This is a genomic window from Clostridium sp. AF37-5, assembly GCF_003477605.1.
GTDB lineage: Bacteria > Bacillota > Clostridia > Lachnospirales > Lachnospiraceae > Eubacterium_F.
Genome location: NZ_QUDR01000011.1, coordinates 91,716 through 103,082, shown reverse-complemented (window position 1 = coordinate 103,082; position 11,367 = coordinate 91,716). Strand labels below are relative to the sequence as shown.

Annotated in this window: 11 protein-coding genes and 1 tRNA gene; 3 read left to right on the top strand and 9 right to left on the bottom strand. The window is 37.9% G+C overall.

Going from position 1 to position 11,367, the window contains the following annotated elements; all coding sequences use genetic code 11:
* Positions 1–327 precede the first annotated feature (327 nt).
* The 9 genes from DW019_RS08725 to dnaA all read right to left on the bottom strand — a co-directional run bounded on the left by DW019_RS08725 (position 328) and on the right by dnaA (position 10,411).
* Positions 328–415: transfer RNA gene (locus DW019_RS08725), tRNA-Ser, on the bottom strand.
* Positions 416–493: 78 nt separating this feature from the next.
* Entirely contained in the window at positions 494–1,048 is a 555-nt protein-coding gene (locus DW019_RS08720; protein ID WP_117479242.1) for a Fe-S-containing hydro-lyase, read from the bottom strand.
* Between the two features lie 16 nt (positions 1,049–1,064).
* A complete protein-coding gene (locus DW019_RS08715) occupies positions 1,065–1,907 on the bottom strand; it encodes a fumarate hydratase (RefSeq protein ID WP_118443128.1) in 843 nt (280 codons plus the stop codon).
* A gap of 2 nt (positions 1,908–1,909) precedes the next feature.
* On the bottom strand, positions 1,910–4,420 hold the full coding sequence (gyrA, locus tag DW019_RS08710; RefSeq protein ID WP_118443127.1) for a DNA gyrase subunit A: 2,511 nt from the start codon (positions 4,418–4,420) through the stop codon (positions 1,910–1,912).
* A gap of 14 nt (positions 4,421–4,434) precedes the next feature.
* The gene (gyrB, locus tag DW019_RS08705; RefSeq protein WP_117479245.1) at positions 4,435–6,360 is read right to left on the bottom strand and encodes a DNA topoisomerase (ATP-hydrolyzing) subunit B; all 1,926 of its coding nucleotides are present in this window, start codon (positions 6,358–6,360) and stop codon (positions 4,435–4,437) included.
* Positions 6,361–6,377: 17 nt separating this feature from the next.
* Complete coding sequence (gene recF / locus DW019_RS08700) at positions 6,378–7,460, bottom strand: DNA replication/repair protein RecF (protein ID WP_117479246.1); 1,083 nt, start codon at positions 7,458–7,460, stop codon at positions 6,378–6,380.
* Entirely contained in the window at positions 7,457–7,669 is a 213-nt protein-coding gene (locus tag DW019_RS08695) for an RNA-binding S4 domain-containing protein (protein WP_022376211.1), read from the bottom strand. The genes recF and DW019_RS08695 overlap by 4 nt, the downstream gene beginning before the upstream one ends.
* Positions 7,670–7,682: 13 nt before the next feature.
* The gene (dnaN, locus tag DW019_RS08690) at positions 7,683–8,783 is read right to left on the bottom strand and encodes a DNA polymerase III subunit beta (RefSeq protein WP_118443126.1); all 1,101 of its coding nucleotides are present in this window, start codon (positions 8,781–8,783) and stop codon (positions 7,683–7,685) included.
* Positions 8,784–9,034: 251 nt separating this feature from the next.
* Entirely contained in the window at positions 9,035–10,411 is a 1,377-nt protein-coding gene (dnaA, locus tag DW019_RS08685; protein WP_022376209.1) for a chromosomal replication initiator protein DnaA, read from the bottom strand.
* 214 nt (positions 10,412–10,625) lie between these two features.
* Here dnaA and rpmH point away from each other — a divergent pair, with 214 nt between their 5' ends.
* Genes rpmH through yidD form a run of 3 tightly spaced genes read left to right on the top strand, consistent with a single transcriptional unit; the run spans position 10,626 to position 11,359 of the window.
* Positions 10,626–10,760 (top strand): 50S ribosomal protein L34, encoded by a 135-nt coding sequence (rpmH, locus tag DW019_RS08680; protein WP_022376208.1) that lies wholly within the window; start codon positions 10,626–10,628, stop codon positions 10,758–10,760.
* A gap of 47 nt (positions 10,761–10,807) precedes the next feature.
* Complete coding sequence (rnpA, locus tag DW019_RS08675; protein WP_022376207.1) at positions 10,808–11,137, top strand: ribonuclease P protein component; 330 nt, start codon at positions 10,808–10,810, stop codon at positions 11,135–11,137.
* 9 nt (positions 11,138–11,146) lie between these two features.
* Positions 11,147–11,359: a membrane protein insertion efficiency factor YidD gene (gene yidD / locus DW019_RS08670; protein WP_117479248.1), complete on the top strand. Its 213-nt coding sequence runs from the start codon at positions 11,147–11,149 to the stop codon at positions 11,357–11,359.
* Positions 11,360–11,367 lie beyond the last annotated feature (8 nt).

Genomic DNA, 11,367 nt, shown 5'->3' with positions numbered 1-11,367 from the left:
AATCGGGTTTTGGTTTCATTCTTATCGAATGTCCTTGTCCGAAAAATTATTTTATAATTTTTCAAGGTTGTTTCACTGTTCAATTATCAAGGTTCTTGGAATCTTTTTTGATTCCGTTTGCTGTGCGCTTTACCGCGTCAGCGAATACTATCTTATCAAATATGTTTGTACTTGTCAACACTTTTTTTCAATTTTTTTTAAAAAATTACAAAATGTTTTTTTAGCACAATATCTTGATATTTTTTGTCTAATGAGACACAAGAAAACCAATTCTTAAATGTTCTCTCAGACACAAAGACAACCCTGTAAATAACAGGATTGTCTGAACGGAGAAGGAGGGATTTGAACCCTCGCGCCGCGCGAACGACCTACACCCTTAGCAGGGGCGCCTCTTCAGCCACTTGAGTACTTCTCCAGCTGAATATCAATGCAATATTCAATTCGCCGCACTTTTTCAGTGCAAGCAATATTTTATCAAAAAATATAATGTTTGTCAATGACTTCTTTTATATTTTTCAGGTGCTGTTTCATATAGGTTATTTCCGTCGCAGTCAATTACAGTGATAACCGGTAAATTTTCTACATACAATTTGCGGATTGCCTCTGTTCCTAAATCATCATAGGCAATTACTTCGCTTTTTTTGATGCACTTTGACAGAAGTGCTCCGGCACCTCCTACAGCTGCAAAATATACAGCTGTATTTTTTTTCATGGAATCAATAACCGCTTCACTTCTTTTTCCTTTTCCAATCATCCCGGTTAATCCTTCGTCAAGAAGAGTCGGCGCATATTTATCCATGCGGCTGCTAGTTGTCGGACCGGCAGAACCAATCACCTGGCCTTCTCTATTTGGAGTAGGTCCTAAATAATAGATAATCTGGTCTTTCATTATAAAAGGAAGTTCCATTCCCTGCTCTTTTTGTTCCACCATCCGTTTATGGGCAGCATCACGCGCTGTATATACTGTTCCCGTTATATACACGTAATCTCCTGCATGAAGTTCTTTTACCTTCTCCTTTGTCAGTGGTGTCTCTATATATTTATCCATGAAAACCTTCTCCTTTTTATAACACTCTTGTAATGTGGCGATTTACATGACAGCAAATGTTTACGGCAACCGGAAGTCCGGCAATATGTGTCGGATAGGTTTCGACATTTAATCCGATTGCTGTAACACGGCCTCCTAATCCACCCGGACCAATTCCAAGATTATTGATGGCTTCTAAAACCTCAATTTCAAAATCTTTCACATATGGAATTTCTGAATGGCTTCCTAATTCACGTGTCAGAGCTTTCTTTGCCAAAAGAGCACATTTTTCAAAAGTGCCGCCAATTCCTACACCAATTACCATAGGAGGACAGGCATTTGGACCGGCGTCTTTTACTGCCCGGATAACTGCCTGTTTGACACCTTCGATTCCATCTGCCGGTTTTAACATAAAGACACGACTCATATTCTCGCTGCCAAATCCTTTTGGAGCAACTGTAATTTCCAATCTGTCTCCCGGAACAATTTCATAATGAATAACACCCGGTGTATTATCCTTTGTATTTTCTCTTAAAATCGGGTCCGATACAACCGATTTGCGCAGATATCCCTCCGAATATCCCTGGCGGATTCCTTCATTCACCGCATCTTCCAGAAAATCTCCATCAATATGAACTTCCTGTCCGATACGTAAAAATACAACTGTCATACCGGTATCCTGACAAATCGGAATCTGGCTTTCTTTCGCAATTTCCAAGTTTTTCTCCAACTGCTCCAAAATCTGTTTTCCGATTGTCGATTCTTCTTTCTCTTTTCCGGCTAACAAAGCATCTTTTACATCCGGTGATAAATCTACATTTACCTGCATGCACATTTCTTTTATGCACTTTGTTATTTCATCTGTATGAATCGTCCTCATTTTTATTCCTCACTCTCTGATGACTCTTCTTCTGTTTCGTCCTCATCCGTCTCTTCCTCATGCACTCTGGCAATGCTGGCGATACGGATATCTTTGGAACTATCTAAATTCATCAGTTTAACGCCGGAAGTAACTCGTCCAAGCTGTGAAATATCATCCACGCCAATTCGGATAATAATTCCTTCCGTTGTAATTAACATAATTTCCGTTCCTGGTTCAACTGCTTTACAGCCAATTACATTTCCGGTTTTTTCTGTAATTTTATAACATTTTACACCTTTACCGCCTCTAAACTGCGGAGCAAATTCATCGATGCTTGTACGTTTACCCATACCAAACTCAGAAACCATTAAAAGGTTTGGTCCCTGTATATCCATCTGCATAGCAACTACTTCGTCGCCCTCATCAATCTTCATGCCTCGCACACCGATTGATGTACGGCCTGTTGTACGCACATCTTTTTCATTGAAACGGATACATTGTCCTCTCTTTGTTACAAGGAAAATGTCACGGTTGTTATCCGTTACTTTTACTTCAATCAATTCATTTCCATCGCGCAGAGTAATTGCCTGTAAACCGGTTTTACGGATATTTGCATACTCTAAAATCGGTGTTTTTTTGACTGTACCATCTTTTGTTGCCATGAAGAGATATTTATCCTCTTCAAATTCTTTGATGGAAATTACAGCCGAAATTTTTTCATCCGGAAGTAACTGCAAAAGATTAATAATTGCAGTACCTCTCGATGTCCGGCTCGCCTCCGGAATTTCATAGGCTTTCATACGGTACACTTTACCTAAATTGGTAAAGAACATCAGATAATGATGTGTTGTCGCCATAAACAGATTTTCAATATAATCTTCTTCTATGGTCTGCATTCCCTTGATACCTTTGCCGCCACGGTGCTGGTTTTTGAAATTGTCAATTGTCATTCTCTTAATATAACCAAGGTGTGACATGGCAATTACCGTATTTTCAACCGGAATTAAATCTTCCATGGAAATATCGAATTCATCGAATCCAATCGAAGTTCTTCTCTCATCACCGTACTTATCACGAATCAAAAGAATCTCTTTTTTGATTACTCCAAGTAACAGATTCTTGTCTGCAAGAATAGCCTTATATTCAGCAATTTTTTTCTGAAGTTCGGCATACTCACTCTCTAATTTTTCGCGCTCCAAACCGGTCAGTGCACGAAGACGCATATCAATAATTGCCTGCGCCTGCACATCATCCAGTCCAAATCTCTCAATTAAACGCTCTTTCGCTAAAGCAGCACTTTCCGAACCACGGATAATTTTGATTACTTCATCAATGTTATCAAGAGCAATCAATAATCCTTTTAAAATATGTGCTCTTTCTTCTGCCTTGTTCAAATCATATTTTGTTCTTCTTGTTACGACTTCTTCCTGATGTTTCAAATAATACTGAAGCATCTGCAAAAGATTCATGACAACCGGCTCGTTATTTACAAGTGCTAACATATTGACACCAAAGGTATCCTGCATTTGTGTATGTTTATAAAGCTGATTCAAAATTACATTTGCATTCACATCTTTTCGTAACTCAATACAAATACGCATTCCCTCACGGCTCGATTCGTCGCGGAGTTCTGTAATTCCATCAATTCGTTTATCTTTATGAAGTTCTGCAATCTTCTCAATCAGTCTTGCTTTGTTTACCATATAAGGAAGTTCCGTTACGATAATCCGGTTCTTGCCATTTGCCATAGGCTCAATGTCGGTAACCGCACGCACGCGGATTTTTCCGTGGCCGGTACGGTACGCTTCTTCGATTCCACGACGCCCGAGAATTGTGGCACCTGTTGGAAAATCCGGTCCTTTGATGATTTCCATAATTTCATCTAAATCGGTTTCTCTTCCTTCATCCACCTGATTATCAATGATTTTTACGACACCATTAATAACCTCCGTCAAATTGTGGGGAGGGATATTTGTCGCCATACCTACAGCAATACCAGAAGTTCCGTTTACTAATAAGTTTGGAAAACGGGATGGTAATACAACCGGCTCTTTTTCGGTCTCATCAAAGTTCGGCATGAAATCAACCGTATCTTTGTTGATATCGGAAAGCATTTCCATCGAAATTTTACTTAATCTTGCCTCGGTGTAACGCATGGCGGCAGCACCGTCACCATCGACGGAACCAAAGTTTCCGTGGCCGTCGACGAGCGGATAGCGAGTCGACCACTCCTGCGCCATATTAACCAAAGCACCGTAAATTGAGCTGTCACCATGTGGATGATATTTACCCATGGCATCACCGACGATACGGGCACACTTACGATGTGGCTTGTCCGGTCCGTTATTCAACTCAATCATTGCATACAAAATACGTCTTTGTACCGGTTTCAATCCGTCTCTGACATCCGGCAGTGCACGGGAAGCAATAACCGACATCGCATAATCGATATAGGAAGTTTCCATTGTTTCTTTCAAATCCACCGGTTTGATTGCATCAAAACTGTCTTTGTCGAAAATATTTTCGTCCATTTCATTACTCCTTCCTAAATATCGAGATTTCTAACATACTTCGCATTTTTCTCAATAAATTCTCTTCGTGGTTCTACTTTGTCTCCCATTAATACATTGAATGTTAAATCAATTTCTGAAGACTGTTCCTCATCCATTGTAACCTGAAGTAAAATACGTTTCTCCGGATCCATTGTTGTATCCCACAACTGCTCGGCATCCATCTCACCAAGACCTTTGTAACGCTGGATGCTGTTGTTTCCATCACGTCCGATTTCTTCAAGTGTTGCATTTAATTCTTCATCGCTGTATGCATAATAGGACTTTTTATTTTTATCAATTTTATACAAAGGCGGCTGTGCCAGATATACATAACCCTGACGAATCAGCTCCGGCATAAAGCGGTATAAAAATGTTAAAAGCAGCGTAGCAATATGTGCACCATCGACATCGGCATCGGTCATGATAATGATTTTATGATAACGCAGTTTGCTGATATCAAAATCTTCTGAAATTCCGGTACCAAATGCTGTAATCATTGCTTTAATTTCTGCATTCACCAAAATTTTATCAAGGCGTGCTTTTTCTACATTTAAGATTTTTCCACGAAGTGGAAGAATCGCTTGTGTTGCGCGGTCACGCGCCGTTTTTGCGCTGCCGCCGGCGGAATCTCCCTCTACGATGTAAATCTCGCAGTTTTCCGGATTTTTGTCGCTACAATCTGCTAACTTACCCGGAAGACTGGTTCCCTCTAACGCCGTTTTACGGCGTGTTAAATCGCGCGCTTTGCGCGCCGCGTCGCGGGCACGCTGAGCAAGTAATGCTTTATCACAAATCAATCTGGCAATTGTCGGGTTCTGCTCTAAGAAATATGTCAGCTGTTCACTCACAACATTGTCAACAGCTCCTCTTGCCTCAGAGTTTCCTAACTTTTGTTTTGTCTGTCCCTCAAACTGCGGCTCCGGAATCTTGATACTGATAATCGCCGTCAAACCTTCGCGGATATCTTCACCACTTAAGTTTGGATCCGCATCTTTTAAAATCTTCTGGCTTCTCGCATAGTCATTAAACGTTTTTGTAAGTGCATTTTTAAATCCTGCCAGATGCGTTCCACCTTCCGGCGTTGTGATATTATTTACAAAACTATAACATCCTTCATTAAAAGCCGAATTGTGCTGGAATGCTACTTCTACCACAACATTGCCCTTTTGTCCTTCGCAGTAAATGATATCTTCATACAAAGGTTCTTTGTTTTTGTTTAAGTACTGAACGTACTCTTTAATTCCGCCCTCATAATGATATGTTTCTGAATAAGGTTCTTCTTCTCTTAAATCTGTCAAAATAATTTTGATTCCCTTAGTCAAAAATGCCATTTCACGAAGTCTCTGCTTCAAAATGTTAAAACTATATTCTGTTGTTTCCGTAAAAATTGTTTCATCCGGCAAGAACGTAACTTTTGTTCCTCTCTGATCCGTCGTACCAATTTCTTTTAACGGATACATTGTTTTTCCTTTTTCATATCGCTGGATGTATTTTTTTCCATCCTGATAAATCTCAACTTCCAGCCAGTCAGACAATGCATTTACAACCGACGCACCTACACCGTGAAGTCCACCGGATACTTTGTATCCGCCACCGCCGAATTTACCACCGGCATGCAGCACGGTAAATACAACTTCGACCGCCGGTTTTCCCGCTTTATGATTAATTCCAACCGGGATTCCTCGTCCGTTGTCAATAACTGTAATCGAATTATCTTTGTTAATAAATACCTGGACTTCATCACAGTAACCGGCCAATGCCTCATCAATTGCATTATCGACAATCTCATATACCAAATGATGAAGACCTCTCTCCGATGTACTTCCAATGTACATACCCGGTCTTTTTCTTACTGCCTCAAGCCCCTCCAAAATCTGTATTTGGTCAGCTCCATATACTACTTCTTTTTCTTCACTCATGAAAAACCTCCATCTTCTCAATTGCCATTAATTTTTCCTTGAACAATTTCAAATGTCTGATTAATGTTTATTCCATTTTTTACAAACTCTTCTAATCCGGTACAAGTAATAATCGTCTGAATTCCTTTTATATTTTCCAATAAATAGTTTTGACGATTTCGGTCCAGTTCAGACAGAACATCATCCAATAAAAGAATTGGCTTTTCTCCGATTGTTTTCTCTACAATTTCGATTTCCGCCATCTTCAGCGACAAAGCCGAAGTTCTTTTTTGTCCCTGCGAACCGTAAACCTTTACTTCCTGTCCGTTAATAAAAAACTGCATGTCATCACGATGAGGTCCCACGGTAGTAGTACCAAGTAAAATATCTCTTTCACTCTCTATAAATAAGCGTGTGGCAAAATCATCTGCCTTGCAGTTTGGCTTATAAATTACTTCCATTTCTTCCAGACCACCTGTCAGGTTGAAATGTTTTTGTTTCATAATGGCTGCTACTTCTTCTACAAACTGTTCCCTGATTTGTATAATCCGGATTCCATTTTCTACCAGTTGTTTGTCCCAGATTTCCAGCGTATCTTTCAATTCACTGTTTTTCTGAATTTGCTTAAGCAGCGCATTTCTCTGTTTTAATATTTTTTTATACTGTGTCAGGTAATAAAGATATGCCTTATCTAACTGACACAATTCCATATCCATAAATCTTCGTCTCTGCTCCGGTCCATCCTTAATAATTCCTAAATCTTCCGGCGAAAAGAATATAATGTGGGATAATCCCATCAACTCTTTACTGCTTCCAATTGGCAGCCCGTCAATCGCAATTCCCTTTGTCTTTCCCCGACGCATGTGAATTTCGATTTTATAAGTACACTGCTTCTTTTCTACATAATATCGAATATGAGCTTCGTCTTTTCCTTTCATAATCATGTCCGAATCTTTGCTTCCCTTGTGCGACTTTGTCGTGCCTCCAAGGTAAATGGCTTCCAGCACATTCGTTTTTCCCTGTGCATTATCACCGTACAACACATTCGTTCCTTCATGAAAATGAAATTCTTCTCTTTCATAATTACGAAAATTACTCATTTCAATGGACTTTAATATCATACAGATGTTACCTTTACTTCATTTCCTTCAAATTCAAAACAGTCACCGGGATGTAATTTTCTTCCTCTTCTTACATCCACTTCACCATTTACTTTTACTTCACCATCCTGAATCACTACTTTTGCTTCCACCCCGGAACCGACAAGCCCCGCCAGTTTCAAAGCCTGACCCAGTTTGATAAACTCATCCTTAATCGTTATTTCCTGCATAACATCCTCATTTCTAATTCATATTTACCGGCAAAATCAGGTAAATATAGGATTCTTCTTCATTCTTGATAAAGCAAGGAGCATTTGCATTAAACAAATACAAAGTCACTTCCTCATCATCAATTACTTTTAATACATCATTAATATATTTTGGATTGAAAGCAATGACTAAATCTTTTCCTTCTTTTTCAGCCGTCACTTCTTCATCCATCGAACCGATTTTGGTATTCATCTCCATCTGAATTTCGTCTTCTTTGATGTGAAGAATCACCGGTTTTTTCTCTGCTTCACGAAGAAGGAGAGTAGCACGGTCGATACATCCGTATAATTCATTTTTATTGATTTTAACTTTTGTCTCATAATTTGTCTTTAACATCTGGTCGATGTTGTAGAAGTTTCCTTCAATCAGGCGGGATACAACAACCGTCTCATCAAACTCGAAAAGTACGTGGTTTTTGGAAAATGAAATTGAAACCTCATCATCCATTCCACCATTTAAAACTTTACTCACTTCACTCAATGTTTTACCCGGAATAACTACCTTTATCGGGTCATAACTTTCTTTCAGGTGAATCTTACGAATTGAAACTCTTACTAAATCAAGAGAAGCAATCTTAAATTCATCCCCATTAATCTCAAACAATTCACCGGTCAAAATCTTATTACTTTCATTATCGGAAATTGAGAAAATAGTCTGTCTTATCATTTCCTTTAAAGTAAACTGCGAAATGTGAATTGTCTTATCCGCTTCAATTTTTGGAAGCATCGGAAATTCATCATGAGGAATACCCGGAATATTAAACTTGGATTTTCCACAAAACAGGAGAATGTTATTATTCTCATCAACTTCAAAATTCACATCATCATCCGGAAGACGGCGAACAATTTCAGAAATCATTTTTGCATTAACAAGAATGATACCATCCTGTTCAATCTCTGCAGGTATTTTTGTCTCAATGCCAAGCTGCATATCGTTCGTAGTCAGCTTTACCATATCTCCTTTTGCTTCAATTACAACACATTCCAAAATTGGCATCGTTGTTTTTCCCGGTACTGCTTTCAGGGCAATGTTAATTCCATTGTTAAAATTCGTTTTGGTACAGGTAAACTTCATATTGTGAATAACTCCTTTCCTTCCGTAAACATAATAAATTAAAGTATTAGCTAGTAGTATATAGTATTAGGGGCTGTTTATTTGTGGACAAGTTTTACAAGCCCTTAATTTAAGTGGTTTAACCTTTATGTGTAAGTTTATATAACTTGTTTGTTACTGTGAATGAATGTCTATGAAAAAAATGACAATTTTCACAATTAACAGGTTATTAAATAGTTATTGACGTAAAAAATACAGTTATCAACAAGTTATCAAGAATTGAGCTTTTTCTTTAACACATTAATGGTTTCTTCTAACTCTTTATCAACGAGAATATCCTGTTCAATTTTGTGAACACCGTGGATAACTGTTGAATGGTTCGATCTTTTGAGCTTTACAGCAATTTCCGTAAGTGTAAGATTTGTTAATTCATTGCACAAATACATACATATCTGTCTCGGAATCGAAACAGTCTTGGTCCGCTTCTCAGAAAGAATCGCTTCCTTATCTAAGTTAAAGTGGTCGGCTACAATATCAATAATGTAATCTGCCGTAATTACCATATTTTCATTTGGCGAGATAAAATCCTTTAATGCTTCTTTTGCCATATTTAAGTCAATCTTGTTATCTTTTGGCTTTGTAAATCTTGCAAAAAGAAGAATTTTATTATAAGCACCCTCTAAGATACGAATATTGGATTTTATGTTTGTAGCGATATAATCAAGAATTTCTTCATTCAATTGAATATCAGAATTTTCTTGTTTGTTTCTTAAAATCGCCATACTCATCTCATAATCAGGTGGCTGAATATCAATTGTCATACCGGAAGTAAATCGGGAGCGGTAACGCATGTCCAAGTGCTCCATCTGACTTGGCGGCTTATCACTGGAAATAACTAACTGCTTTCCGGACTGGTACAAAGCTTCAAAGGTATTAAAGAACTCAATCTGTGTACTGTCTTTACCAATGATGAACTGAATATCATCGATGAGAAGTACATCAACGTTTCGGTAATTCTTTCGCAGGTTTGAAGTAGCAGCAGTATCCTGTGTCTTTCGATTCGTACGAATGGCATCGACAACATTGTTCATAAAATTCTCACTGGTTGTATACATAACGCTGTATTCCGGATGGTTCTCCAAAATGTATCTGGCAATCGAATGCATCAGGTGAGTTTTTCCAAGTCCCGGACCACTATATAAGAATAATGGATTATATAACTGGCCGTTTGGATTCTCGGCAACTGCTACAGCAGCATTATAAGCAATGTTGTTACTGTTACTTACGACAAATGTATCAAAGGAATGACCTTGTTTTAAGAATGGATATTTTTCTTCCAGCATTTCCTCTTTATTATAGGAAGAAACTCCTTTCGCATCCATCTCATTTTGATAAATAAAACGGACATCCAGTTGATGATTTGTAATAACTTCGATGGATACCTGAAAAGCAACTTTGTATTTTTTTTCGATTAAGCCAAGGATATCGCCCTGTTCTTTTTCATCAATTGCAAGGATAATTGTGTCATTATCACAAGAAACAATTGTAAGTGGATTAATCCATGTACGAAAAAGAACGCCGTTGATATTATAAGTATCCCTCATATATGTAATTATTTCGTTCCATTTGTCTTTAATTTCATTTTCCATTAAATTTCCTGCCTATCCTAATAAAAATTGAATTTGGGTAAAATCATACGTTTTTATTGTACTACAAATAAGAGGCAAAAGCAAATTTTATTGACATGATTTTAGAAAAAATTGTTGATAAACGCAAAGAACTGCTTGACTATTGGAATATATGATAATATAATTAGGCTTGATACGGATTTCGTTATTATTTTATAAAGGAGGTGTATGCAAAATGAAGATGACATATCAGCCAAAAAAGAGACAGCGTTCGAAAGTTCACGGTTTTCGTAAAAGAATGAGCACTTCAAATGGTAGAAAAGTGCTTGCCAAAAGAAGAGCTAAGGGAAGAAAGAAATTGTCTGCATAAGGTCAGAGTTTTACTGACCTTTTCTTCTCCCTGATGAGGAAAAGAAAATGTTTGAAAAATTAGGAAAGAATCCTGAATTTCAAAAGGTCTACAAGCAAGGTAGATCGAAAGCAAATAAGTATCTGGTTATGTATGTTAAAACAGGGGAGAGTGGTCCCAGTCGTTACGGCTTTTCTGTAAGTAAGAAAGTTGGTAACAGTGTTGTGCGTCATCACATCACCAGATTGTTAAGAGAATCCGTTCGTAAGAATGACGCATTGGTGAAAGAGGGTAATCGAATTATTATTGTTGCCCGAAAAGATGTAAAAAATAAGAATTTTAAAGAAGTAGACGGCGCAGTTTTTCATTTATTGAAAATACATGGAATATTGAAATGAAGTGATTGTGTGAAGAAAATTTTATTAGCTGTGATACACATCTATCAAAAATATATATCACCATTGAAAAGAACACCTTCCTGTATCTATACACCGTGTTGTTCTGAGTATGCTGCTCAGGCAATCAAAAAGTATGGTGCAGGAAAAGGTGGTTTTTTGGCTATAAAAAGAATTTTAAGATGCCACCCTTTTCACAAAGGTGGTTATGATCCTGTGCCGTAAACAGTATT

Coding starts and splice junctions, on each gene's coding strand:
- DW019_RS08720 (WP_117479242.1), bottom strand. CDS start 1,048: ATGGATAAATATATAGAGACACCACTGACAAAGGAGAAGGTAAAAGAA.
- DW019_RS08715 (WP_118443128.1), bottom strand. CDS start 1,907: ATGAGGACGATTCATACAGATGAAATAACAAAGTGCATAAAAGAAATG.
- gyrA (WP_118443127.1), bottom strand. CDS start 4,420: ATGGACGAAAATATTTTCGACAAAGACAGTTTTGATGCAATCAAACCG.
- gyrB (WP_117479245.1), bottom strand. CDS start 6,360: ATGAGTGAAGAAAAAGAAGTAGTATATGGAGCTGACCAAATACAGATT.
- recF (WP_117479246.1), bottom strand. CDS start 7,460: ATGATATTAAAGTCCATTGAAATGAGTAATTTTCGTAATTATGAAAGA.
- DW019_RS08695 (WP_022376211.1), bottom strand. CDS start 7,669: ATGCAGGAAATAACGATTAAGGATGAGTTTATCAAACTGGGTCAGGCT.
- dnaN (WP_118443126.1), bottom strand. CDS start 8,783: ATGAAGTTTACCTGTACCAAAACGAATTTTAACAATGGAATTAACATT.
- dnaA (WP_022376209.1), bottom strand. CDS start 10,411: ATGGAAAATGAAATTAAAGACAAATGGAACGAAATAATTACATATATG.
- rpmH (WP_022376208.1), top strand. CDS start 10,626: ATGAAGATGACATATCAGCCAAAAAAGAGACAGCGTTCGAAAGTTCAC.
- rnpA (WP_022376207.1), top strand. CDS start 10,808: ATGTTTGAAAAATTAGGAAAGAATCCTGAATTTCAAAAGGTCTACAAG.